The sequence below is a fragment of the Roseburia sp. AM59-24XD genome (assembly GCF_003478445.1).
GTDB lineage: Bacteria > Bacillota > Clostridia > Lachnospirales > Lachnospiraceae > Jutongia.
In genome coordinates this window covers 13,604-38,930 of the sequence record NZ_QUET01000018.1, presented here as the reverse complement: position 1 = coordinate 38,930, position 25,327 = coordinate 13,604, and the positions used below count along the sequence as shown (strand labels likewise).

General features: G+C 47.6%; 18 protein-coding genes and 1 pseudogene. 4 read left to right on the top strand and 15 right to left on the bottom strand.

Annotated elements, in window-relative coordinates; all coding sequences use genetic code 11:
- Nucleotides 1-6 precede the first annotated feature (6 nt).
- From DXA20_RS09880 to DXA20_RS09865, 4 genes are all read right to left on the bottom strand, one after another.
- Nucleotides 7-1,338: a flagellin N-terminal helical domain-containing protein gene (locus DXA20_RS09880; protein ID WP_118560469.1), complete on the bottom strand. Its 1,332-nt coding sequence runs from the start codon at nucleotides 1,336-1,338 to the stop codon at nucleotides 7-9.
- Between the two features lie 93 nt (nucleotides 1,339-1,431).
- Entirely contained in the window at nucleotides 1,432-4,719 is a 3,288-nt protein-coding gene (locus DXA20_RS09875) for a DUF6240 domain-containing protein (protein ID WP_118560467.1), read from the bottom strand.
- Between the two features lie 360 nt (nucleotides 4,720-5,079).
- Entirely contained in the window at nucleotides 5,080-7,068 is a 1,989-nt protein-coding gene (gene thrS, locus DXA20_RS09870) for a threonine--tRNA ligase (protein WP_022306485.1), read from the bottom strand.
- Entirely contained in the window at nucleotides 7,037-7,225 is a 189-nt protein-coding gene (locus DXA20_RS09865; RefSeq protein WP_022306486.1) for a hypothetical protein, read from the bottom strand. Before DXA20_RS09865 ends, thrS begins: the two co-directional genes overlap by 32 nt.
- Before the next feature lie 455 nt (nucleotides 7,226-7,680).
- Between DXA20_RS09865 and DXA20_RS09860 the strand changes: the two genes are divergently transcribed.
- Both DXA20_RS09860 and DXA20_RS09855 read left to right on the top strand, forming a co-directional pair.
- Nucleotides 7,681-8,424, top strand: coding sequence for an NAD-dependent protein deacylase (locus tag DXA20_RS09860; RefSeq protein ID WP_022306487.1), 744 nt, complete (start codon nucleotides 7,681-7,683; stop codon nucleotides 8,422-8,424).
- A gap of 49 nt (nucleotides 8,425-8,473) precedes the next feature.
- A complete protein-coding gene (locus DXA20_RS09855) occupies nucleotides 8,474-8,734 on the top strand; it encodes a TIGR03905 family TSCPD domain-containing protein (RefSeq protein ID WP_022306488.1) in 261 nt (86 codons plus the stop codon).
- A gap of 119 nt (nucleotides 8,735-8,853) precedes the next feature.
- On the opposite strand, the gene pyk is transcribed toward DXA20_RS09855, so the two are convergent.
- Nucleotides 8,854-10,275 carry a pyruvate kinase gene (gene pyk, locus DXA20_RS09850; RefSeq protein WP_022306489.1) on the bottom strand — a complete coding sequence of 474 codons (1,422 nt, stop codon included), beginning with the start codon at nucleotides 10,273-10,275 and terminating at the stop codon, nucleotides 8,854-8,856.
- 243 nt (nucleotides 10,276-10,518) lie between these two features.
- Between pyk and DXA20_RS09845 the strand changes: the two genes are divergently transcribed.
- Nucleotides 10,519-11,385, top strand: a complete 867-nt coding sequence (locus tag DXA20_RS09845; protein ID WP_243100612.1) for an AraC family transcriptional regulator — start codon at nucleotides 10,519-10,521, stop codon at nucleotides 11,383-11,385.
- 21 nt (nucleotides 11,386-11,406) lie between these two features.
- Here the strand turns inward: DXA20_RS09845 and DXA20_RS09840 are convergent, their stop codons facing one another.
- The 4 genes from DXA20_RS09840 to DXA20_RS09825 form a co-directional block, all read right to left on the bottom strand.
- On the bottom strand, nucleotides 11,407-12,840 hold the full coding sequence (locus tag DXA20_RS09840) for an ABC transporter permease (protein WP_118560465.1): 1,434 nt from the start codon (nucleotides 12,838-12,840) through the stop codon (nucleotides 11,407-11,409).
- Nucleotides 12,827-14,668 (bottom strand): COG1361 S-layer family protein, encoded by a 1,842-nt coding sequence (locus tag DXA20_RS09835; protein ID WP_118560463.1) that lies wholly within the window; start codon nucleotides 14,666-14,668, stop codon nucleotides 12,827-12,829. The genes DXA20_RS09840 and DXA20_RS09835 overlap by 14 nt, the downstream gene beginning before the upstream one ends.
- A gap of 17 nt (nucleotides 14,669-14,685) precedes the next feature.
- Nucleotides 14,686-15,408 carry an ABC transporter ATP-binding protein gene (locus tag DXA20_RS09830; RefSeq protein ID WP_243100611.1) on the bottom strand — a complete coding sequence of 241 codons (723 nt, stop codon included), beginning with the start codon at nucleotides 15,406-15,408 and terminating at the stop codon, nucleotides 14,686-14,688.
- Nucleotides 15,409-15,676: 268 nt separating this feature from the next.
- On the bottom strand, nucleotides 15,677-18,244 hold the full coding sequence (locus DXA20_RS09825) for a cellulase family glycosylhydrolase (protein ID WP_158577199.1): 2,568 nt from the start codon (nucleotides 18,242-18,244) through the stop codon (nucleotides 15,677-15,679).
- A 188-nt stretch (nucleotides 18,245-18,432) separates the two neighbouring features.
- Here DXA20_RS09825 and DXA20_RS09820 point away from each other — a divergent pair, with 188 nt between their 5' ends.
- A complete protein-coding gene (locus DXA20_RS09820) occupies nucleotides 18,433-19,362 on the top strand; it encodes a leucine-rich repeat domain-containing protein (protein WP_158577198.1) in 930 nt (309 codons plus the stop codon).
- Between the two features lie 152 nt (nucleotides 19,363-19,514).
- On the opposite strand, the gene DXA20_RS09815 is transcribed toward DXA20_RS09820, so the two are convergent.
- The 6 genes and pseudogenes from DXA20_RS09815 to DXA20_RS16795 form a co-directional block, all read right to left on the bottom strand.
- Nucleotides 19,515-21,413 carry a diguanylate cyclase gene (locus DXA20_RS09815; protein ID WP_118560457.1) on the bottom strand — a complete coding sequence of 633 codons (1,899 nt, stop codon included), beginning with the start codon at nucleotides 21,411-21,413 and terminating at the stop codon, nucleotides 19,515-19,517.
- Between the two features lie 30 nt (nucleotides 21,414-21,443).
- Entirely contained in the window at nucleotides 21,444-21,764 is a 321-nt protein-coding gene (locus DXA20_RS09810; RefSeq protein WP_118560455.1) for a hypothetical protein, read from the bottom strand.
- A 17-nt stretch (nucleotides 21,765-21,781) separates the two neighbouring features.
- A complete protein-coding gene (locus DXA20_RS09805; protein ID WP_158577197.1) occupies nucleotides 21,782-22,354 on the bottom strand; it encodes an RNA polymerase sigma factor in 573 nt (190 codons plus the stop codon).
- Nucleotides 22,355-22,492: 138 nt separating this feature from the next.
- The gene (locus DXA20_RS09800) at nucleotides 22,493-23,284 is read right to left on the bottom strand and encodes a leucine-rich repeat protein (RefSeq protein WP_118560451.1); all 792 of its coding nucleotides are present in this window, start codon (nucleotides 23,282-23,284) and stop codon (nucleotides 22,493-22,495) included.
- Nucleotides 23,281-24,396: a CotH kinase family protein gene (locus DXA20_RS09795; RefSeq protein ID WP_158577196.1), complete on the bottom strand. Its 1,116-nt coding sequence runs from the start codon at nucleotides 24,394-24,396 to the stop codon at nucleotides 23,281-23,283. The genes DXA20_RS09800 and DXA20_RS09795 overlap by 4 nt, the downstream gene beginning before the upstream one ends.
- 221 nt (nucleotides 24,397-24,617) lie before the next feature.
- A pseudogene (locus DXA20_RS16795) lies at nucleotides 24,618-25,124 on the bottom strand (chitobiase/beta-hexosaminidase C-terminal domain-containing protein); the annotation flags it as partial.
- Nucleotides 25,125-25,327: the final 203 nt, after the last annotated feature.

The following is a 25,327-nucleotide window of genomic DNA, read 5'->3' as shown; positions in this document are numbered from 1 at the left end:
ATTTTATTACTGAAGCAGAGATAATATCTGCTGTGGTCTGTTGTTTGCCTGCGCCAGCATTGAGGTCGACGCCTGTGAAAGCACCTCATACTGTGTGTACTTTGTCATCTCATCTGCCATGTCGGTATCACTGATCCGGGACATTGCCTCGGTAATATTCTGGCTGCTCAGATCAAGACTGGAATTGGTTGCCTCCAGACGATTCTGATAAGAACCAAGAGTTGAACGCGCATTGGATACTTTTTTGATCGCTCGATCCAGCGCATCCATGGTCAGAAGAGAACCATCCTGTGTTGCCACACTGATCGTATCTGTTCCATCCGAGGTACGCAGCCCCAGATTCAGGCAGGATACCTCCGGGAAGTTCATATTCAGGATCTGCGACTCGTTGGCACCGATCTGGATCGTCATATAACCGGCATCAAAGGTTCTTAATTTCACATCACCAACCTTATTTGCCTCGATCTCCATCTCAAAGCCCTCATTATCACGGATCGTGATCAGGTTGCCGTAGCTGGAGTAAGTTGCGGTATCTGCAAATCCCTCTCCCAGAGTCAGCTTGGCATCTGCACCCCTGACGGTGGTCTTCGTTCCGTTTTCATCAGCGAAATCAATTTTTTGCAGGCTTCCTGTGGTGCGAGTACGGATCGTTACCTGATCACCTTTGCGTTCCACATCCATATTCATTCTGTCACAGACTGACTGGATGCTCTCCATCGCTGCGTCCGCACTCATTGACTCATCAATCTCGATCGTTGTATTCTCAATACTGATGGAAGCCGGTGCCTGCGGCAGTGCAAATGTAATCTCTGCCGGCTGTGCAATCTTATCAATCTTCAGATTATAGTCTCCCTTTTCTACCTCCATGGAAGCATATACCGGCTTCACATTGATGTTGCTGCTCGCAAAGGTTCTTGCTGCGGAGCCATCCAACAGCGGAGTTCCGTTAAACTCTGTGGTTGTTGTGATTCGGTCGATCTCATCCAGAAGCTGATCAACCTCCTTCTGTGCAGCCTCACGATCCTCAAGTGCATAAGTACCGTTGGCGGTCTGAACAGAAAGCTGACGGATTCTCTGAAGAATATTTTCAATCTCTCCCATCGCTCCCTCTGCCGTCTCAATGATCGACTGACCATCCTCGGAATTGCGGGATGCCTGATCCAGTGCACGGATCTGCGCCTTCATCTTGTTAGAAATTGCCATACCGGCAGAATCATCGGCCGCCTTATTGATCTTGTAGCCGGAGCTTAATCTCTCAAGACTGGCAGAAAGTCTGCTGTCCGTTTTCTTTAAATTAACATTTGCCATCTGTGCCGAAATATTATGATTAATTCTCATATTAAATCCTCATTTCTATGTTATTATGCTGTCCGCCCTGCCACATATGCCCACTGCTGCAGCGGACGGTTTATTTTCTTTCTCCGTTACGGGCTATTCCTGTCCGGTACTTCTTATCACATGCTTAACAATCAGCTTTGCTGCTTTATATAATGCTGTGGCCGGTTCCTTTTCCCCTGCAGGAGTGTTCATGGTGTCAAGCCGTGATTTTGGATTCATGCTGTAGGAAATGTTCTTCACCGGGTAACCGTTTTCCTCCAGTGAAGCAATCAGATCCTGCGCTTTTCCGGACAGCTGCTCATACATTTCCCGATCTCCACAGAGGAACAGTCCCTTTACCTCGCCCTGTTGGATCCGCAGCTCCGCAGACAGCTCCTGCATATAGATCTGAACTCTTCCGGAGTCCTCTCCTCCCTGTATCAACGTGACATTCATGGTTGCCACACTGTCACCGTCTGCGATCGGCACATCATAGCTGTGCCTGCGCGCCATGCTTCTCTGAAGAAGCATACCGTTTTGAAGCTGTTTTAAGCCACGCAGCTCTTCACCGGTGATCGCCGGAGCTTCATAGGAACGCGCCAGTACGGTTTCCATAAGTGTCTCCAGTCTGTCATAGCTTTGCTGTATGTGTTCCGCATCCTCCAGACTGTCGTACATGGCATCCATCGCATCGGCAAGCTCCTGCTGTTTATCTACAGATAGTCTGTCCCGTTTTTCGTACACCTGATGATAGACATCATAATTCTGTTCTAACAAAAGCTCTGCCGCCTGAATATTAACAACAGTATCCGGGATGCCAAGCTGTCCAAGATACCGGACACTATCCTGACTCTGTTCGATTGTTTCCCGCAGTTCCTGTGCCATTTGGCTGTAAAGCTGCTTCTCAATCTCCGGATCCGGCTCTGTCTGATCTAACGCATCATGAAATACTTCCAGTGACTGATCCAGCAAATGCTCCAAATCACCATCACTGACGGTCTGCACTGCCGATGGTGTGATCTCACGCAGAAGCTGACGATTCAGACGCTCATAATATTCCTGCGTCTCGTCCCGGTTTTCCTGACCGGCATTTGAGCCCTTCTCATCGGAAAATGCCTGATCTATTTGCTGCGTGATGCTTTTAGAACTGTACTGAATATCGGACAGACCGCCAAACTGATCATCCACCTTTGCATCGACACCTTTTCGTTTCTCTGTCCGGACCGCTGTCAGCAGATTGCGAAGTGTCATATCCCAGCCTGCTTCCATAACACTTCCTATGGCAGCTCCATCGGAACTTTCCACCTGATGCAGCAGACGGTAGATTCCAATGTAGCCTTCCCTCTCCTGCTCGGAAATGTTCTGATCCTGCTCCATTCTCATCAGGTATCTGGTATAGCGTTCCTCGGAAGAAATATCCTGTGCATCTGAGATGCCGTTCAGCTTATCCTCCAACTCCTGCAGCGGGAGATCTAACGGATCCTCTCCGCTTTGCACAAGCTTTAATACAACTGCGGGCTTCATCTGATCAAGGATTGCTCCAACCTGTGCATCTAACTCCTTCACCTGTGTTACATTCTGCTCGGTGATCTCCATGCTGTTGTATCCCAAAATACGGACAGCTCTCTGGTTCGCCTGCGTATCCTCCATACCAAGTTCTGTAAGAAGCTCCGGCACATTCCGGAATGCCTTCTGAATCGAATCTCCCAGATCCGTCCGCACCTGCGTGCCCACTGCCTCATAATCCGCCTGATACTGTCTCGTCTGCGCGACCGCACTGACTGCCGCCCGATGCAGCACATTCATTGTCAAAAGGCTGTGCTGTCTGACTCCGATCGCGAGCATTGATGCCGGTGCTGCACTGATCTGTGATGCCTTGTCAAGAACCTCTTCCGTGCGGTCAAGCATTTCATCGGAAATCTCCGTCCCCGGCATAAGCTGCCGGTAATCCGTCCGTTCCTGCTGCCGCAAGGAATCAACCAGTTCCTTTAACGGTGCCACCTCAATATCAATGCCCTTTTGTTCCATCCGGACAGCCGCCGGAATTGTCAGCCTTAACCGCAGCTCTTCAAGCTGGCGTCTCGTCATGGTAACTGTCTCATTCACTGCCGCAACGCTCTGTCCTGCGGCTGCATCCGCAGCCAAAAGCTGTCCGGTCTGTACGGCTGTCCCATCACTCTGCTTTCTCTGCTGAACCGCCTGTTCCAAAAGCTGTAACGTCACTTCGCTCTGTCCCATATTACGGACAGTCTTGACCACATCCTCATCCGTGATTTCTGCCAAGCTGTTTAATGCCTGTCTGGCAATCACGATCTGCCGGTCATCCAGAGTCGCCTGCTCCGGCATCGCCCCCGTCTGCATCGCATAAATGATCTGATCTAACAGCTTCCGCGGTGTCAGCTCCTCCGACAGCTCATCTAACGTCTGCAGTGTCTGTACATTATCCGGAGTCACGGCAATGTCATTGGCAAACAGCCACTTTGCCTGCTCTAAGGTTGTCTCATCCGCCGGCAGACCTCCTGCCTGCAAAAGCTCTGCGATCTGACCCTGAAGCTGCCGCCATGCCTCCTCGTCCGCCATGGAAGAAGTCAGTGCCCCGGATGCCGAATACTGTCCGTGATAGAGATTCTCAATCGTCGGTGCCATCTGATTCTCAAGCAGATATGCTTTCGCATCCTGCGACAGCTCCGGCACGATCTGAGCCATCTGAACCGCCGATGCCACTCTTGCCACATTGCTCTTTGTAATCGGCAGATCAGCCTCGCGAAGAGCATTTTCAATCTCCTCCGGGCTCATCAGCTGTGTAACTCCCTGCTCCTGCAGTGTCTTGATATTCTCCTGAAATTGTCTGCTGTTTTCAATGTTGCGCTCTGCACTCTCCTGCTGCCACTCGCGTCTCTCCTTATGGCGTTCCACCGCCCGGTCCAGTGCAGATGCTTTATATTCCTCCAGAGCTCCCTGCTCCGATTCCATATTCTGATAATCTTCTCCTGTCAGCACGGCGATATTCTGTCCCGCCTGCTGCTTCGCCTCGGAAAGCTTCCCGGCATCACTCAGATGATCAGCAAAGGAATACGAAGATGTGCCGACGGTTGTTCCCGTCATTGCCCTGCTTCCGGAGGAGGCCTCTGTACCAACCTCTTTCAGTACAATCTTATCCTTCGATACTTCCATGATCTTAAAACTTCTCGTTTCGCCTTCCGTGGCATTCTGTACTGACGACAACGGAACTGCTGCCTCCGTGCCGTTAAAGCTGATGGAAACCTTATCCGCTACCTTGGAGACCACGCCCTGAACCACCTGACCGCGCTTCCCGATATTTAAGAAGGAGCCGGAAGAAAATATGCTTTTCCCCCTGCCTGTGTTGGTGGTGCTTTGTGCAATGATATCACTTACGTTCATGTTTCGCTCACCTTTCCAGTTCTTGTCCTGCCGCCCGCACAGTAATGTGCCGGCAACACTTTTGCTGCTGCCATTCCTTTGACAACAACTGCTCTGATATGTACATCGGCAGAATCTCTAAAAAACTTAAGCGGAAACACTTCCTATGAAAACCTCACCCTGACCTTATTAGAATATTTACTGTATACTTTTTTCCCTTTTACCATATTGTAAGACCGCACTTTGAAAAAATATGTCCCCCGGGCATTTTGCGCTTTAAAAAAAACGGATATTCCCACTAATCATGTGAAAATATCCGTTTTCATTTACTGCATTAAACGAACGTGTATACAGCAGACACGAAACGTCAAGTATTCGAAATTATTTCTTCTCATCCTCAGGAAGCTCCTTACGGATCTCCTTGGTACGGATTTCCTGACAGATATCGTTGATAAAGTCTGCCAGAGGCTTCTGACCCTCATCACCGGCAAAACGGCTGCGGACAGATACAAGACCCGCCTCTTCCTCCTTGCCGCCGACTACCAACATATAAGGAAGCTTGTCCATACGTGCTTCACGGATCTTGTAACCGATCTTCTCGGAACGGCCGTCAACCGTTGCATCGATGCCGTTTTTCTTCAGGTCTGCCAGTACACTCTCTGCATAATCCATATACTTGTCAGAAATCGGAAGAACACGAACCTGCTCCGGACACAGCCATGTCGGGAACTTGCCGGCATATTTCTCGATCAGCCATGCCAGTGTACGCTCATAGCATCCCAGAGAAGTTCTGTGGATAATGTAAGGACGCTTCTTTTCTCCGTTCTGATCAATATAATACATATCGAAACGCTCTGCAAGGAACATATCGAGCTGGATCGTGATCATCGTGTCCTCTTTTCCGTACACGTTCTTTGCCTGGATATCAAGCTTTGGTCCATAGAATGCAGCCTCTCCGGCTTCCTCCGTATAACTCAGACCAATATCATCAAGAATCTCACGCATAGCACCCTCGACGCGATCCCACTCAGCAGCATCGCCAAGATACTTGTCCGGATGCTCCGGATCCCACTTGGACATACGATATGTGACATCTTCTTCCAGACCGAGTGTCTCCAGACAATATTTAGCAAGGCGGACACAGTTCTTAAACTCGTCTGCAATCTGCTCCGGGGTACAAACAAGATGACCCTCTGAGATCGTGAACTGACGAACACGAGTCAAACCATGCATCTCGCCGGAATCCTCATTACGAAACAGCGTCGATGTCTCACCCATACGATATGGGAGATCTCGGTAAGATTTCTGACGTGCCTTATATACATAATACTGGAATGGACAAGTCATTGGACGAAGTGCAAAGATATCACGACCGGAAACACTGTTTCCATTCTCATCCTCATCGTCCTCGCCAAGAATGAACATTCCCTCCTTGTAATGACCCCAGTGGTCAGAGATCTTGTACAGATCAGACTTTGCCATCAGTGGTGTACGGGTACGGACATAGCCCCACTCATTATCCTCCAGATCCTCGATCCAACGCTGCAGCTTCTGGATCATCTTTGTGCCCTTTGGCATAAACAGCGGAAGTCCCTGTCCGATAACGTCAACGGTTGTAAACAGGTCCATGTCACGACCGAGCTTGTTGTGGTCACGGTTCTTAATATCTGCAAGATACTCAAGATACTCCTCGAGATCTGCTTTCTTTGTATATGCTGTTCCGTAAATTCTGGTCAGCATCTTATTGTGCTCATCGCCTCTCCAGTAAGCACCGGAAGAAGAGGTCAGCTTAAATGCTTTGATCGGCTTTGTACTCATCAGATGTGGTCCGGCACAGAACTCAATGAAATCTCCCTGCTGATAGAAACTGAGTTCGTCGGTATCCGGATGCTCTTTGATCATCTCAACCTTGTATGGCTCATCTCTCTCTGTCATCAGTTTGATCGCCTCATCCTTGGACAATGTGTAACGCTCCAGACGGTCGCCCTTCTTGATGATCTTCTTCATCTCTTTCTCGATGGCATCCAGTGCATCTCTGTCAAGACTTGGCAGATCAAAATCATAATAATATCCGTTGTCGATCGCCGGTCCGATGGTCAGCTTTGCATCCGGATACAGATTCTTTACTGCCTGTGCCAGTACATGCGCACATGTGTGGCGGTATGCTTTCTTTCCCTCGTCCGAATCGAAGGTCAGAATATTCAGGGTACAATCCTTATCTACAATGGTACGAAGATCCTTGACCTCACCATCAATCTCTCCCACACATGCTACTCTTGCCAGTCCCTCGCTGATATCCAAAGCGATATCGTAAATGGACATTGGCTGGTCATACTCCTTAAAGGAGCCATCTTTTAATGTTACTTTCATGATTCCCTCTTTTCTGCGCTGCTGTGTACTCCGGAGGCTCCTGAAGCAGCGCTGTCAGAAGATCCGTCTTTGAATCCTTTGTCAAAAGGGACTGATATTTCAACATAAAAGGCAAACCGGCGTTTGCTCTTTCCACCACGTTATGAGCACTTTCCATGCACAAAAAAGCCCCTCCTGACACATTACAATGCCAGAAGGGGCGTAAATATCATCACGCGGTTCCACCCTCGTTCGTGAAATCATCCGGAAGCTCTCAACCAAAGGCATATGCTACACCAAAAAGCAGTCTGTCGTGATCCGTATGCTGATCTCACCTTCATTGTGACGGTAACGGTGTCGACCGGGCTGTATTAAAGCCACTCAGAGCTGGTCTTCCATCGCTTTGTGAATAGGGCAGTTCCAGCAACCGTTCGGTCTGCCCCTCTCTGTAGTCACGCATGCCATGTACTCGTCTCTTCAACGTATTATCTTTTATTAGAATAGCACAATTTTCAAAAAATGCAACCATTTTATTTTTAAAAATTTTATGCTACACTTTGATCAGAGAACCCTTAAAGAACAATGCATATGCGTTTTAAACCCGGCATACTTTTCAGGAAAGGAGGCGTGCTGATGGACGACAAAACAGCACAGCTTGCAAAGATCTTACAGGAAAGCGACAACATCGTATTTTTCGGGGGAGCCGGTGTCTCTACTGCTTCCGGAATCCCGGATTTCAGAAGCTCTGACGGACTGTACAGTCAAAAGCTCGGCAGGAATTTCACGCCGGAGCAGCTTGTGTCCCATTCCTTTTTCATGCGCTATCCGGATGACTTTTTTGACTTCTATAAAAAGAACTTAGTCTACCCAGATGCCGAGCCAAACGACTGTCACATCGCTCTTGCAAAGCTGGAGGAAATGGGCAGGTTAAAGGCGGTCATCACGCAGAATATTGACGGACTGCATCAGGCTGCCGGAAGCAAAACCGTGTATGAGCTGCATGGCTCCGTTCTTCGCAACTACTGCACGAAATGCCACAGCTTTTATGACGCAGATTTCATTCTGGCGGCGAAGGGAATCCCTCTCTGCCCGAAATGTCACGGTGTGATCAAGCCGGATGTTGTCCTCTATGAGGAGGGACTTGACGAGGATGTGATCACCGGTGCCATTCAGGCAATCTCCGAAGCAGATACGCTGATTATCGGCGGAACCTCTCTTGTTGTCTATCCTGCAGCCGGTCTGATCGATTATTTTCACGGCAGACACCTTGTTCTGATCAACAAATCCTCCACCCCGGCGGACAGCAAAGCTGACCTTGTTATTAACGACTCTATTGACAAAGTCATGAGAGAAGCGTTATCATCACTACAGTCGTGAAGTCTGTATGATTTCATAAATTATTCTTTCAGATAAAGGAGATGTTACAATGAACTATATATATAAGACAAGCGGAACCTGCTCCTCAGAGATCCATTTTGACATTGACGGAGATGTGATCAGCAACGTATCCTTCACCGGCGGCTGCAACGGCAACCTCAAAGCCGTATCCCGTCTGGTTGACGGTCAGACCGTTGACTGGATCGAATCCAAGGTCAAGGGGATCAAGTGTGGTTTCAAGAATACCTCCTGTGGTGATCAACTTGCCAAAGCAGTCCGTGAGGCATATGAGGCAGAGCAGGCACAGTAATTCTTTTTTTGACATAACATTCTTATAATATAGTGCGAATCAGGGGCAAAACGTTGGTTTCGCCCCTGATTATTTTCCTGCACCATCTTTTTATGAATGCATATTTATTACTGTATTTCCTATCGAACGGTCTCCACCTTGATCATATTTGTCGTTCCGGAGATTCCAACCGGCACACCGGAGGTAATAACCGCCGTGTCACCACTCTTGATCACACCATGCACCTTGGCAACCTCGATCGCATGATCGAATAACTCAAATACATCATTCTTCTCCTCAACAAGGAACGGAGATACCCCCCACGACATATTCAGCTGACGGCAGACCTTCTCAGAGGTACTTCCTGCGATGATATCACATGCCGGACGATATCTTGAGATCATTCTGGCAGAACGACCGGACTTCGTGACCGTCACGATCGCACTCGCATTCAGATCGTATGCCGTTGTACAGGTTGCATGGCAGATCGCATCTGTCACGTCAGGATTCGCCTGTCTTGCCCGGCTGTAGAAACGCTTCTGGTAATCTACATCCTGCTCTGTTCTGCTTGCGATGCGCACCATCGTCTTGAGAGCCTCTACCGGGAACTTCCCAGCAGCTGTCTCACCGGAAAGCATGATCGCACTTGTGCCGTCATAAACCGCATTGGCAACATCCGCGGTCTCCGCTCTGGTCGCGCGCGGATTCTTCATCATGGAATCAAGCATCTGTGTTGCAATGATAACCTGCTTGCCTGCCTCGTATACCTTATTGATGATCATTTTCTGTACGACCGGTACTTCCTCCTCCGGAAGCTCCACGCCCATGTCGCCTCTGGCAATCATGATCGCATCGGATTCACGAATGATCTCATCGATATTGGCAACGCCCTCGGCATTCTCAATCTTGGCGATAATATTGATATCGGAGCCGCCATTGGCATCTAACAGATTACGGATCAGCTTGACATCAAATGCCGTACGGACAAAGGATGCCGCAATGAAATCGACATCATTCTTGATACCAAACAAAATATCCGAACGGTCCTTCTCACTTAAGTACGGCAGGTTCACATGACCACCCGGAAGATTAACACCCTTATGATCGGATACCACGCCCTCATTCTTGACAACACACTCGATCGTATTCCTTACGATCGCAGTAACCTCCAGCTCGACCAGTCCGTCATCGATCAGAACCGGCGCGCCAACACTGACATCCTCGCAGAGATGATCATATGTCACACCAACGTGAGAATTGTCACCATCGACCTTCTCGCCGCAGACCAGTGTAAACTTCTGACCGCGCTTTAACAAAGTCTTACCTTCCTTAAAGGTATCCAGACGCACCTCCGGTCCCTTGGTATCCAAAAGGATCGCCACCGGCTTGTCGCATTTCTTACGGATACGACGCAGTCTCTCCATACGCTTGCTGTGCTCCTCATGGGAGCCGTGGGAGAAATTAAAACGTGCCACATTCATTCCCTCATTGATCAGCTGTTCAATGACTTCATCCGAGTCTGTCGATGGTCCAAGTGTGCATATAATCTTTGTTTTTCTCATACATTCTCTCTCCATTTCATATAGATTTATCCGCCCTTATTATCTTACATTCCGAAGCATGGGTCAATAGATTTTACATACCTTTTTCATAAGAAAATGTTATCACGTCAAACTTCGTTTCACCTTGCTCATACCACAAATTCACCGGCTCCTCTTTTCATTCGGATTCCACTGCGTTATACTAACGAAAACGGCACCTTGGTGCGTCACAATTTGAAACCTATTTTACAGAAAGGCGTAACAATGATAAGTATGAATTATAACGACACCCCTTCCTTTGAACGACACTTAAAAACCGGCTATCTGAAAAGCAATTTTAAAATATTTCATCTGCAGGATAACACACAGAAGAATTTCACCTTTCATTATCATGATTTCAATAAGATCCTGATCTTTCTGCGGGGGGATGTCAGCTACACCATCGAGGGAAAGAGCTATGATCTGAAACCGTTCGATGTTGTGCTTGTGCGCGCCGGTGAGCTGCACCGCCCGGTCATACATTCAGATTCTACCTATGAACGGATCATTTTATACCTTTCTCCTGATTTTATTGCTCAATATGCCGGCAAAGACTATACTCTGGATCAGTGCTTTGAGCTTGCCGCCAGAGCAAACGCTCATGTTCTGCGTATTCCTTATTTTAAGGGAAGTTCTATTTATCATACACTAAAGGCGCTGGAGGCTTCCTATGCACACCCTGAGGAGTATGCACAGGAGCTTTCCCAGCGCCTGTTATTTTTACAGTTTATGATTTTTTTGAATCGTGCTGCTCTGTCCCATAATCTGGAATTTCTTGAGACAAGCACGTCAAACACCAAGATCCTTGACTGTCTGGAATATATCAACACGCATCTGCAGGAGCCGGTCACTGCAGACACCCTTGCCGATAAGTTCTATGTGAGTAAATACTATCTGATGCATTCCTTCAAGCAGGAAACCGGTCGCAGCATCGGTTCTTATATCACAACGAAGCGGCTGCTGCTCGCCAGAGAATATATCAACGGCGGTATGCCCGCCACTCAGGCGTGCTACGAATGCGGTTTCCACAATTATTCTACGTTCTTCCGTGCCTGGAAGAAATGCTTCGGCAGTTCCCCAAAGCATTCCTGACCCCGCCCACAACAGCTTTCCTTACTCAGTATGGATCGCCGCCAGCGGACTCAGCTTCATGGCACGGCGTGCCGGAAAATATCCGGCAACCATTCCCATCAGGGTAGAAAATGCCACTGCTGCCAGTGCAAGCCACCATGGAATAACGGATATATTACCCTTCATGCCTCCCATCGACACCGCAAAATGATTGATCAGCGCCGAGACGCCACAAGTCAGTCCAAGTCCGACAATACCTCCGATCAGTCCGATAAATCCTGCTTCTGCCAGAAACAGCTTCTGGATATCACGCATGTCACAGCCAAGTACCTTCATAACACCGATTTCTTTCGTTCTCTCGTATGTTGACATCATCATTGTATTGGCAATACCGATCGCTGCTACCAGAAATGCCACCATACCGATTCCGCCCAGTACCAGCTCTACGATCTGCAGATTCTTCTGTGCAGAATCGAGCAGATCCTTGTTACTGCTGGCACTAAAGCCCATATCCTGAATATCCTTCATAACACTGTCTACATTGGATGCATCATCCACATCAACGACCAGAGTGCTATAAACCCACTCGTTCATCGGTTTGCCATTCGGCTTTGGCTGTCCCGGAATATTGCCCTTTCCAAAGTTCTTCGTCAGATAACTTTTCAGATCGTCGATATTCACTAACAGACTGTTACTGTAGGTATTGTACTCGTCAACACCTCCTGCAAGAATCCCTGCCACCTTGATCCGGAAGTTCAGCATAGAGTTATCCTCAACCGGCTGTGCCACAGCATCGTCCCCTGTACTGTCTGTATTGCCTCCATCGGAGGAGTCATCCCCTGTACTGTCTCCGTTATCTGTCTGCATGTCAACGTCAGTTTCTGCCTGCTCGTTATATACCTGAAGTACTCTGATCTGTGTCATCAGATCAATATTCGGGAGCTCTCCGGTAGAGTAATAATCCACATACTCGTCTCCCTGAACATATCCAAACCCGGTCAGGATCTGATTGCCTGCGATCACCTGAAGCGTACCGGCGCTTCCCTTCTGTGGGATATCTCCCTTCTCTAACTCCTGGGAATCAAGAATACTCTGATCTACACCGATCAGATTTCCATAACCGGAATAACGTCCGCTCTGCATATTGCCATCAAAGGAAAGCTGCGGAAGGACATTTTTGACATGCTCCATATCCTGAAACATCTGCATGTTTGTCTCTGTCAGCATCGTGGAGGTATCTGTCTGACTCGACGAGGAATCCATATCCCCGCCTCCGCCGCCGCTGATCATAATCTGTGTCACCGACCCCATACTTGCATACTCATCCATGATCATCTGCTTCATACCAAATGCCAGAGAGAGCATCGCCACGATGGAAGTCGTTCCGATCAGTACGCCGAGCACGGTAAGAACGGTACGCAGCTTTCTGCGCCACAGATTCCCCATGCTCATGGTCATAAGATCATAGAAGCTCATCGTCCATCAACTCCTCTTCTTTTTTCTTGCGTCTTTTCTTCACGATCACCCGAACAATGACGATAATCACAATAACTGCCGCCACGCCAATGGCAATCTTTGCAGCAAGCGGAATCCCCTTCTTTGCCTGTACATCCTCTGTATCCCCTGCCGGAATATCTGCATCGTCCATCTCTTCAGTTACATATACATTTGTCTTTTCGGTATATTTCTTCGTCTCACCGGAAGCATTCTCATACTTTACGATGATCGTGCATGTGCCGTCACTGTCATCCGCGGTTGCCTGATCACCATTCAGCGTCACAGTAGCATAACCGGTTGCTCCGGCTGCAATGTTACCAACAAAGGATTTCTCACAGGAGATTTCCTTTCCTTTACAGATTACAGATACATTGTTCAGCGCACTTCCGCCAAGGTTATTGATAGAGAAGGACAGATCTCCTGTGCCGCCTACACTGAGCATATCCGGCGGAACCACATCTGTCAGACTGATACGATCCTTCTGTACGACAGGGATAGAAACATGATCCTCTGCATTATAGCCGTTTGCTCTGCCATCTTCATACTCTGTCTTTACGGTTACCTGATAAGATTTGGAGCTTAAGCCGGCTGCCGCCTTCATCCAGAAGGAAACCTTTGCCGCAGACTTGGCGGCGATGCTGTCCAGATATGCTGTACTTGCACCACTCAGTGGCAGAAACTCGCCGTTCTCCGTAGACATAGTCAGCTTGATATTATGTACTGCCTGGCTTGCATTGTTACGAAGCTCTAATGTCAGAAGAAACTTTCCGTTTGGACGCACCTGTTTCACATCCGTCGTAAAACCGGATACCATCACGCGAGGTGTGCTCTTCTTACCTTTGTCGGCTTTGTTCTTCTGTGTCTTTCCCTTCAGCTCTATATTGACGGTCTTATCCTCGGTCACTGCCTGACCGTTCTTCAGATAACCGATCCGGAATACCACACCCTGATATCCTGTGGATACGTTATTCTTCACCTTGAAATTGTAGCTGCAGGATAAATTCCTCGTGCCTGCAGAACGGATCACCTTATAAGCGTCGGTGGTACTTGCAAACGGGAAGTTGTTGTCGATCACCGGAACAACGCTCTTGATTGCATATTTCTTACTGCTTGCCACAAACGATACCGCACAGCTTCCTCCGTAAACACCATATGGAGTATTGCGCATTTTCAGGGAAATGTCTGCATCCTTCGCATCCTGTTTCACATCCGGCTTCTCGGTTGCTTTTGGTTTTCCTGTCAGCTTGACGCTGATATTTTTATTGAGGCTGTACTCACTGTCATACGCTGTCTGGCTTCCATCGACAGCCTTTCTGGTATACACTACCGTAAAGCCAGCCATATAGTATGCTGTGTCCAGATTATCCTTTGCCCGGAAGGTATAGCTGCAGCTGACTGAATTGCCGCTGCCGTTTGTCACACGGTACGCTTCGTTATCCATAACAAACGGAAAGCTGTCATTTAATACCGGATATATCTTCTCAATATTCTCTATATCATAGTGCTTTTTGCTGTTCCTGTTACCGGTCACGGTAAAGGATACATTCACCTTACCGCCTGCCTTACTGCCGGATACGCTTACATTGGAAAAGCTGATGTCTGCCGCATTGCCGTTTATAACCTCGCTCTGCATACCGTCATCACCCACCAGACTACCGGTGTTTCCCTGTTCATCCCCCTCACCTGCAGCCCACGCTGTTTTCAGATTCTGTCCAGGCACCACGCTCGTCACCATTGCCAGGCTAAGAAGCACTGCCAGTAATAATTTTTTCTTTTTCAAAATGTTATCCTCCATTTTCTGGATCATTCAGATTCCCCTTTTCATCAATCCTGTACATTCTCGACGATCTTGCCATCCTTGATCCGAATCTGTCTGTCGGCAAGTGCCGCCAGATCATTGTCATGTGTAACCATAACAAGAGTTTTGTTGTGTTCACTGAGCACATGGCGCATCAGTTCCATCATCTCTGCCGATGTCTTGGAATCCAGATTTCCTGTCGGCTCATCCGCAAATACAATGCTCGGATTAAGCACCAGTGCTCTTGCCATACCGACACGCTGCTGCTGTCCGCCGGACATCTGGTTCGGCTTATGCAGACGGTACTTCTTCAGTCCGACCAGATCGATCATCTTTCCGGCACGCTTCATGCGGACGCTTTTGGAAACGCCACGAAATACCAGCGGTAATGCCACATTCTCGACCGCGTTCATGGTCGGGATCAGATTGAAGGACTGAAAAATAAATCCAATCTTCTCCCTGCGAAACTGTACGAGTCTGTTCTCCTTGTACTTGTCGATCCGCTCACCTGCCACCATGATCTGACCTTTGGTAGGCTTCTCCAGTCCTGCAAGCATATTCAGCAATGTAGACTTACCGGAGCCCGATGCACCGACAATGGCACAAAACTCTCCCTCATACACCTGGAAACTTACACCATTCAGCGCACGCACCTCATTCTTGCCGATCGGATAGATTTTATACAGGTCTTTGACATCAATAACGCACTTGCGCGGTTCCCCTTTATTTTCTGTTTCCGGTTTCTCCAAGGTTCCCCCTCCTTTCCCAAAACTGTGCATGTATTACTCCATAAGCTTCCTGATAATACATACTCTACGCTTAGAGTACCATACAATCGTTTCAATATCTTTAAATAATTCTTAAATTTTGACACAATTCTGACAAATTTTCGCTTTTTTTCTTTTTAACGTATGTCAAATCATAAAAACCCGGTATTCCGAAAAGAACTTTTCCTTTCAAAATACCGGGTTTTGTTAGTGTGATCACTGTATATGAAACACCTGTGCCGTCACAATATTAGTTGTCTGCTTCCTCCGTAAACGGTGTACCGTCTGCATTGTATGCAGCGTCGCAGATCTCAACCTTGACGAAATCAACGCCAAGGTAATTATTCGTAGTAAGAAGAAGTACCGGATATGCCTCCAGCGCATTCTTATCAAGATTTAATACCTTACCGATCCATGCGGTATCTGCTAATACCATATTTCCATCGGCATCTCTCTTCACGATTGCACGCTCTTTGTCATCTGTCTTAACCTTGCCATTCTCATCGGTCTCATAGATAACCTGTGCAAAGTCCTTCTCATAACGCCATGCCGCACCGTTCTCATTGACAATGATCGACGGATCGGTGTAAACAAGCTGAAGGTCTGCAGACTGACTGATATCGTCATTGTGCATGGTGATACGCACGCATGGCTTCTCAATCTTGCTCCAGTCACTCAACTGGTAATGTGCATGCCACCATTCCTTTGAGCATGATGTTTCCAGGGTAAGTCCCTCAAATTTATCATTGATGGTCGTGGTTCCCGCATTCCAGTAGCCTCCGACCTCCTGACCGTTATACTGTCCGATAAACTGTTCTCCGAATACGCCGCGGATCTCATTAAGATCAACAGAAGCAGAGGTGGTTGTATTTCTCATAAAATCACCGTCCCAGGTTGCAACAACAAGTGGATCCTGATTGGCAGATACCGGATTCTCCGGGATACCTGTGTGTGTTGTAAGCTTCAGTGCATCGGCTGAGATGCTCGGAGTCGATCCTGTGATCTCTGCAAATACCTGTCCAATATCATCATAGACAAAATATGCCTTTTTCTTATTGCCGGTACCGGAGCGGTCTACATATGTTCCCTCATCCCACATAACCGGAACCATGCCATACTGCCGGCAGCTCTTGAAGAACTGGCGGAAATAATCTGCAATGCCGTCTTTGTTAACAGATACAACACCAAACTCACCAAAGATCACGCCGTAGCCCTTCTCGGTAAAAGCGGTATTGACTGCATCGAAATCCTCCTGCATTGCCGCATAATCTTCCTCAGAACCCCAGGTATCCTTGAAATTAGAGGTTCCCTTTGGTGTCTCATAGCTTGAGGAAGAGGACTTTGCAATTCCCCATCCGAGAGGATCATAGTAATGAATGGAAACAAACAGTTTGCTGATTCCGTTGTCACTAACATCCTCCGGCATTGTGAAGGTTAATTTGTCGTTATTTTTCTTAACCTTATCGGAATACTTGTCTCCACAGGTCTGATGCAGGTTTGTGTCATAACCCGGGATCAGAAGGAAACGATCGTAATTGTTGTTGGTCGTTCCGTCCATATTAATACCGCACTCGCGGATAATGTTGACGAAGGTCTGGTTGATCTTATTTGCAACCTCGTAGGTCTCCTCAAGTGTGAGTGTACCGGTCTGCTTGCTTCCGCCGGTCCAGTCATCATTGAGACGTTCGCCCAATTCCTCATTGCCGCCCTCGAAGATCACATGATCAGAATACTCCTGATAGCGGTTTGCGATCTGTGTCCACATGTCCTCGTATTTCTTCCATGCCTCTGCGCGGACTGCCGGATCCTTATCTCCGAACATGCCCCACCAGCCGTTGTCCCAATGGATATTGATGATGACATACATCTCATTGTTGAGACAGTAGTTCATAACCTCCTCAACACGGTTAAAGTATGCATCGTTGATCTTATAATAATTGCTTCCGTCCGGTTGCTTGACTACCTGCATCATATTAGTCCAGGCGATCGGAATACGGACGGTGTTGATGCCGTATGTTTTCAGTCCGTCGAAAAGCTTCTGTGTGGATACTACATTATCTGCATTGGTCTCGTAACCGGTTACCCACTGCTCGTCCGTCAGCTTTGCCTGCTCCTCTGCGGAAAGAGCGGTGCAGCTCTTTGCAAGCGTCTGCTCCAGAGAGTTTCCGACATTCCAGCCAAGCCCCATGACAGGTGTGATATCCTGCGCAGTAAGATTTCTTCTCATGAGACCATTATCCTTTGTGGTAATGCCGTTGGCAGATGTATGCTCGTCCGTCAGATTGGACTCATTCACTCCATAGGAAGGACCCGGTGTTCTCGACTGAAGCGGTGCCTTTGTCGGAACAGGAGTTACAACCGGTGCAGTGGAAGCGGACGGTGCCACAGTCGGTGCAGCCGGGGCAGGTGCAGATGCTGCCGGAGCCTGTGTTGCCGGAGCCTGTGTCGCCGGAACCTGTGTCGCAGCGTTTTTCGCTGCTTTCACGGTTACTTTTACCTGAAAATTCTTTGTAATCTTCTTTTTGCCCTTTTTGTAAACAACCCGGGCAGTGACTGTCGTCTTTCCTGCCTTCACGCCCTTGATCTTGCCGTTCTTAACAGTGGCAATCTTCGCGTTTTTCGTCTTCCAGGTGATCTTCGCCCCTGAAGGCTTGTTCTTAATTGTTACCGTGGCTGACTTTCCAGCCGTAACGGTAACTGATTTCTTGCTGATCTTCGGTGCCTTAGCTGCCTGTGCGCCTGAGTTCCCCATCAGGGATATAAGCATCGCCAGAACTAAAGCGAAGGAAAACCATTTCCCCATAAATCGCTTCTTCATAGTTACCTCCTTCATAATGATTCGATTTGCACTACATATGTAATTATACCAAACTAACCGAAATATTCCTAGATGCTTTGTCATTTTTCTGACAAAAAATTGAGCCGGATCTGCCATAATTTTGTCCGAAAAATGACTTATCTGCCTGTTAAGATATGCAACATCAAAAAGAAATTGGAGGGATTCAAATGAAGAAAAAAGTAATCGCAATGATGTTAAGTGCCGCACTGGTTATCTCCGGTGCAGGGATCAGCAGCCTGCCAAACCAGACAGCCGCGGAAAATGATGGTTCTACAGTTGTAGCAAGTATTACCTCCGGCAGTGGTATTGACACTCCTGATGTCACCGATGCACCGCAGGAAACATCCGAAGCCACCAAGACACCGGATGTCACAGACACACCCGAGGAGACAAAGACGCCGGAAAGTACCGCAACAACACAGCCGCCCAAGATCACACCGGCTGCAACAGCAACTCCGCCGGCAGTTGTAACAACCACAACGCCGGCAGGTATCACAACAAATGCAGCATTAAAGGTTGGTGATCGTTTCACAACAGGCAACTACATCTACAGTGTTACCGCTGTCGCAGACGGAACTGCCAAAGCAACGGTTAAAGTCCGTGGACTTAGTGCAGAAGGCAAGCTTAAAACCAGCCTTACAATTCCTGCAAGTGTTACATGGCAGGGTACCAGCTACCTCGTTACGGGAATCAACGAAAAATCCTTTAAAAACAACAAGGCTCTGACTTCCGTCAAAGTTGGCAAAAATGTCACCTACATCGGAAAATATGCCTTCCAGGGGATGACATCCTTAACCTCCGTCACAATCGGAAGCGGTGTAACAACAATCAAAAAATATGCCTTTGCCGGATGTTCTGCCCTGCGCAAGGTTACGATTCCTGCCAAAACAACATTTATCGGCGAAAAGGCATTCCAAAACTGCAAGAAATTAAAAGCCGTTATCATCAACTCCAAAAAGATCACAAAGATCAACAGTAACGCATTCCGCTATGTCAAGAGTGGCTGCTACGTTGTTGTTCCATCCGGTAAGAAATCCGCTTACCGCTCCCTTCTTGTCAAAGCAAAAGCTTCCAAGCTTAAGATTTATGTATACTAGTCTGATACATACCAATCAAACCGGTTGTCTTCATGGATAATTAAATGATACAAGCCCCGCAGACCGGTGACACATTCTGTCACGTCTGCGGGGGCCTTTTATATACATTAAAGTTCTGCTTTCTCTGTCCGCGAAACAGACATGATAGCGACTTATGACGTCCGTGTCGTCCGCCTTCTTGCCTTGACCATATAAAGAAGCTTATCTGCCTCTGTCACCATCTCCTCAAGAGAATTGATCTCACTGGCACGGCGTACATAATATCCACAACTGCACGCAACCTGATACGGCCACTGATTCCGGCTGTTATACTCATCAAGACAATCCTCCACTCTGCGGATAAATGATCTTGCATCACTTTCCTTTTCGGCAATTCCAAATACCAGAAATTCATCGCCACCGCTTCGTATACAGACCTCTCTGCGCTCTGATGCCTGACGCATCGCATTGGCAATCTGCACAATGGCATTGTCTCCCGCATCATGACCATAGGTATCATTGATCCGCTTCAAACCATCCAGATCCATCTCAATACACATAATGTGCTTTCCATCGCGTTTTGCTACCTGCAGGATCTTCTCCACATAACGTCTCATGCCAAAACGATTATAAAGCTTGGTCAACTCGTCACGCACATACATGCTGTCCAGCTTTTCTACCAGAGAATCCTTCTCCTTCAACAGACACAGATCAATAACCGAGCTGTTCATAACCGTCAACATTGCATATACCATAGGTGTTTCCTGCATACAATAATCCGTCGATATCCACAGATAACCAACTGTACGCTGATTCAGATACAATGGTACAAAAATATCATGTGCCGGTTCTTCCCCCTGCAACGGAATATCCGGAAGTATATCAGGATAAAACACAGGTTCCATCAAAAGCGGTTCTCCCCGTCTGCAGGTTACCAGAGTCATATTCTGTGAATACCCATGGATCCGTTTGCTTCTGCCACCACCCTGATCAATAATATCATCGCAAAGACAGAAACGAAATTCCTTCCATCCAAAGAAATCCAGATAATCACAAATGACCTCAAGCACTTCCTCCACAGACTCCTTCGGCGAAACATCCCGCCAGAATTCGGTCAGATGATGGATAAACAAATCCCTGCGCACAATGTCCTTTAATTTCTCCTGATTAATCCTGTTCAGATCCAGCTTCGTATGTTCTACACAGCCACAACTCTGATTCAGTACCAGATGTGCCGGAACCAGACTTCTCTGTGGAACCTGTTCTCCGCACCAAAGTGCTTCCAGAAGCCTTACCGCCTCCACGCCGGACTTACGCAGGGAACGTTCCACAGAAGAAATGGAAGGCTGATACTCCGAGGCTTCCTTCGTGTGATCAAAGCCTGTGACGATCACATCCTCCGGCACCTGATATTCATTGTCATTGAGATACTTAATGACAAACATCGCCATGGTATCGTTGGCACACACAATCGCATCCGGCATCGGATGCGATTCCAGATACTCTTGTATCACATCCGCCGCCTGCATATAGAACTGTCCATAGCCGACATGATCCCGCTGAAACTCAATTCCTTCCTCCTCCAGAGCACTGCGGTATGCCGCCTCTCTCTCCTCGGATTCTTTGTTGCCCTTAAATCCGGACATAAAATAGATATCGCGGCAGTCATGCTCACGGATCAGATGCAGTACCATTTCCTTCATACCGATCGTATCATTATATCCGATCTGGTAACAGCCATCGTACACATCATTGACATCGATCACCGGCACATCTGCTTCTGCTGCACGGCGAATGATCTCTCTTGTCACATCCGGACGCAATACCTCTCCCAGAATGACCACACCGTCAAAAATATGATAATCCGGAAGCTGATAGATCGCACCCTCGCCCTTGGCGACATCATCCGATACACATCCCTGCTCATACGACGGCTTTTTCATCAGACTGTGATACATCAATATATTGTAGTCCTTCACCTGCGCTTCCCCAATTAAAGCATTGGCGATCAAGCCCTCCTGGAGAACGTCATCTCCCTCCAAAAATATCCCTATTGTTTTACGTTTTTCCATTCATAATCTCCATTTCCCGCTACAGCACCATCACAGTCCCCTCACGATCAAAAATACAATTACTGCAATAATCAATATTATAACGCATATTCCACAGACTGCAAGACGTCTTTGGCGCTGCTTTTTGCGGACATATATCTGCTCCAGCTTCCGGCTCATATTGTCCGGCTGTAAGCTCTCCGGCACATCGATATTTTCACCGGCAGCCAGGATCATTTCCTCGACCTCTTTTAATGACTGCTCCTCAACAAGCGACTCACTTCCCGAGCGGTATTCCATATGATATTTCTTTGGGAGCACGCCCTGAATCCGATGGGATGCCAGTCTTTCCAGTCCATTTTGCTCTTCCATGATCACGACGCCTCCTTTCACTCATCCAGCTTTTTCTTCATTTTAGCCAATGCCCGCCGGTACTTTGACCGCAGTGTACCGGAGCCTATCCCCAGACTCTGTGCGATCTCATCTCCCCGGTATCCGCCAAAAAGAAATGAATTAACGATATAGCGTTCTTCCTCCGACAACGTCTCAAAGGCCTGCCGGATCCACTCACGGTCCGTTGCCTCCTTCTCCATATCCCGACCGTCACTGACCCCGGAAAACACATCCTTCTGTTCCTCTCCCGGAAAGTCCAGGTTATGACGGCGGTTGCGCTCCGCGTAGGACTTTCTCCGCTTCTTGCATTGGTTGGACAATATCTTAAACAACCATTGGCGAAAGCGATATACATCCCGAAGCTTTCCGATCGATTCGAATGCCGCTACGATCGTGTCGGAAACCACATCCTCCGCATCCTGTGGATGGCGAAGCATATAGGATGCATACGCATATAATTCATGATAAAAGAGCTTATATAATTCCATAAAAGCTTCCCGACTGCCTCTTTTGGCCTGTCGCACCAGATCTGCCAGTTTTTCCTCTGCTGCATCCCCTGCAGGTTTCACGTTACCGCCTCCTCCCCGTATGGTATTTATATCGGACAATGGCAGGACGTTATTTAATAAGTCCTGCCATTTTAATAATGTTCGGTTCCAAAGGTATTCCCCTGCGGCTAAAACTGTGCGGTGCCGCTGCCCTCTGTATTATTTTAATTTCATTGTTTTTTTCACAAAGCCGGCTTTTGCCGTAAAAAGCTTTTTATAAGCCTTTTTCTTTGCTTTTGGACATGTAATCTGTGCTCCCTTTGCAATTCCTTTGATCGCATTTTTGCCGACCTTCTTTAGCTGTGTTGATTTGATCACGATCTTTTTCAGGTTCTTGCAGCCGGAGAATGCATCATCTCCGATCGTGGTTACATTCTTTCCGATCATTACCTTTTTCAGCTTGCCAAGTCCCTTAAAAGTTCCCTTTTCTACCGCTGTGATCTTCAGTGTTTTGCCGTTGATCTTCTCGGTATCCTTGATCGTCACAGATGTCTTATTCTTGAGAAAAGCGTTGTTCTTCGCCAGATAACACAGACTGTTATCTTTGCTTAACCGGTAAATACCGGCTTTCGTCTGATACTTTGTCTCTGTCACCTTACCCTTTGCATCCGTAGTCCGAATCACAACCGTGCCATCCTTTAATGTCTCTTTACTCTCACCAGCCTGCGCATTACTACTGATATCGGACGGATTCTGCGTTGATACCGGAGACGCTGTCTGCTGTGCCGGGACCTGGCTTGGTGCTGCCGACGGAGCCGGTGTTGGTACGGTGGACGGGTCATTCGTCGGCTTTGGTGATGTACTGACATCAGCGGGATCTCCGTAATAATTACGGACATATTTTACAATCTTCGGGATCTGATTGCTTCTTCCATTCAAAAACTCACGGATTGCCTGAAGTGATCCGTATGTGTTCCAACTTTCTCCATTGATCGCCTTGTCTGCCGTCATGCCATTAAAGGTATTGAAACGTTCGAAGACTGATCCAGAATTGGCTGATACATTCCCTTAAACTGATCGAGCCTTGTTGTCGCACGGTTCTTTTCAAACATGCCATTGGTAAAACTCTCAAGACGTGCGATGAACTTGTCCCGGAAATTCTTATTCGTCATCATCAGTGCAAAGCTTCTGACATGAGGTTTATCATGGTTAACCGATTTCTCGTCTGCCGTTCCTGTTTTTAACAGCTTGGAATTCCTGATCGTGTTTTCCGATGCATCACCGGAACCGCTTATGCCGCCAAACTCAACATCATATACCATAAAACGCCATTTGCCGTCCGCATATGGATTGGTATCATCCTTAGCCGTTGTCTTCCACATCGACCAGTTCTTTCCCGGCCAGTCCCATTTATTATTGATCCATACTTCTGTCGCAAAATAATCAATCATGGAATCCTCATCAACCATCGCCGCAAATTCATCATAATCGGACTGATTCTCCAGACTGGAATGTGTGCTCATAAAACTCTCAAGATCCTTAAAATAATAATCCTCATCCTTCACTCCCTCCGGGAGCTCACCCTCATCCAGCTTATAGCCAAGTGGCTGGATTGCTTCTGCATCACCTTTATAGATCACAACGTTATCTTTATTGACACCATGCTTGTTTTCCATATAGGCACCACAGAAATCATCCTGTAGTACATAAACACCCCAGTACTCGCCATTCAGATAAACCACACACGGACGGGCACTCTGATTATCACAATTTAAGTCCTCCAGCAATGACTGCCAGTAAGAATCGGAACATTTTGTCGTAAATGCACAGTTACCGCCGTTACGAAGAACGATCTTTTTGTACTTGTCGATCACATTTCCTTCATCATCCTTCGCATTGTCCCAGAAAGCATACTTGAAGTTCTTTGGACCATAATCCTGTCTTGCATAGAGACGAAAACTCTTCTGGTAATCAGAACGGGAATAGTTACCCTGAATACGGATACCACAATCCTGCTGAAGCTGGCACTTTGTATCAGTTCCGTTGCTCTCAAAATAATCGATATGGGTGCTGCGCTCCCAGCCCTTACCCTTCTGCTTATAATTAGCATCCAGCTCCGGCAAAGATCGGATGCGTCCCAGTCAACCTTACCGCCTCCGTCAAGATACTCCTTAAGTGCCTTGTCAAAAGTATCTCCCTTTACATAGATGCCCTTGGCAGAATCAAACAGATCATCTGCGTCCATGCTGATCGACATCACCGCCAGATCCTTGCCGGCTGCCTTGCAGCTCTCACTGATACCATCAATATGCTCTGCCATATCACCCACAAAATAGGTGTTGGTCACAACATCAGAATAGGTACCATCCTCATGCTGTGCTGCCGCCTTGATCACAGTACATTTGTCAACCTTGGACTTGTCCGGCGCAGATATTGTGCTGACAAAGCTCTTCTGATCAGAGCTTCCCTTTACATTCACTGCATCAAACAAAATCGGATCGATCGCTGACAGTACATTCTCATCGTTCTTGCGGTCGGTAATCGAAATACCGCTGTCCGCATAAGCAATCCTTGCCGTATTGTCCGGATCAGACGGATCACTGCCATCGGTTGTGTAATAGATCGCGGTATCCGTGTCTGCTCCCTGAAGCTTCAACGAAAAAGCATCCTTATAAGTTCCGCTTGCCTCGGAAAATGTCACCGGCGCTTTCGATGCCTTTTTGAGGCTGTCCGCCGCCTGTACGCTCTGCACCTTACCACCGGTCTGTGCTGTTGTTACTTCCTGTACGCTCTGTGCCTTGTCCGTCTGTGCAGCTGTCACTGCGTTGACCGAAAGCAGGCTTACCGTCATACTGACTGCCGCAAGCACTGCAAGCAGTCGAGTTCCTGTTTTTCTCATAGTTGCCCTCCAATCTTTTTCAGATTTCTCATTTTTTCTGAGAAACGTTGCATTATCCGCTCCCACGTTTGTAGATTTATTTTACCACCTGCCCCTCCCGGATGGATACCTGCATTTTCCTACAGATTTACCTTATTTATTGGATGGAACATCAA

What these genes read in the sequence shown, in the direction of transcription:
- DXA20_RS09880 (WP_118560469.1), bottom strand. Translation starts at nt 1,338, where the DNA reads ATGAGAATTAATCATAATATTTCGGCACAGATGGCAAATGTTAATTTA.
- DXA20_RS09875 (WP_118560467.1), bottom strand. Translation starts at nt 4,719, where the DNA reads ATGAACGTAAGTGATATCATTGCACAAAGCACCACCAACACAGGCAGG.
- thrS (WP_022306485.1), bottom strand. Translation starts at nt 7,068, where the DNA reads ATGAAAGTAACATTAAAAGATGGCTCCTTTAAGGAGTATGACCAGCCA.
- DXA20_RS09865 (WP_022306486.1), bottom strand. Translation starts at nt 7,225, where the DNA reads ATGGAAAGTGCTCATAACGTGGTGGAAAGAGCAAACGCCGGTTTGCCT.
- DXA20_RS09860 (WP_022306487.1), top strand. Translation starts at nt 7,681, where the DNA reads ATGGACGACAAAACAGCACAGCTTGCAAAGATCTTACAGGAAAGCGAC.
- DXA20_RS09855 (WP_022306488.1), top strand. Translation starts at nt 8,474, where the DNA reads ATGAACTATATATATAAGACAAGCGGAACCTGCTCCTCAGAGATCCAT.
- pyk (WP_022306489.1), bottom strand. Translation starts at nt 10,275, where the DNA reads ATGAGAAAAACAAAGATTATATGCACACTTGGACCATCGACAGACTCG.
- DXA20_RS09845 (WP_243100612.1), top strand. Translation starts at nt 10,519, where the DNA reads ATGATAAGTATGAATTATAACGACACCCCTTCCTTTGAACGACACTTA.
- DXA20_RS09840 (WP_118560465.1), bottom strand. Translation starts at nt 12,840, where the DNA reads ATGAGCTTCTATGATCTTATGACCATGAGCATGGGGAATCTGTGGCGC.
- DXA20_RS09835 (WP_118560463.1), bottom strand. Translation starts at nt 14,668, where the DNA reads ATGATCCAGAAAATGGAGGATAACATTTTGAAAAAGAAAAAATTATTA.
- DXA20_RS09825 (WP_158577199.1), bottom strand. Translation starts at nt 18,244, where the DNA reads ATGAAGAAGCGATTTATGGGGAAATGGTTTTCCTTCGCTTTAGTTCTG.
- DXA20_RS09820 (WP_158577198.1), top strand. Translation starts at nt 18,433, where the DNA reads ATGAAGAAAAAAGTAATCGCAATGATGTTAAGTGCCGCACTGGTTATC.
- DXA20_RS09815 (WP_118560457.1), bottom strand. Translation starts at nt 21,413, where the DNA reads ATGGAAAAACGTAAAACAATAGGGATATTTTTGGAGGGAGATGACGTT.
- DXA20_RS09810 (WP_118560455.1), bottom strand. Translation starts at nt 21,764, where the DNA reads ATGGAAGAGCAAAATGGACTGGAAAGACTGGCATCCCATCGGATTCAG.
- DXA20_RS09800 (WP_118560451.1), bottom strand. Translation starts at nt 23,284, where the DNA reads ATGACGGCAGACAAGGCGATCAATGGAGAAAGTTGGAACACATACGGA.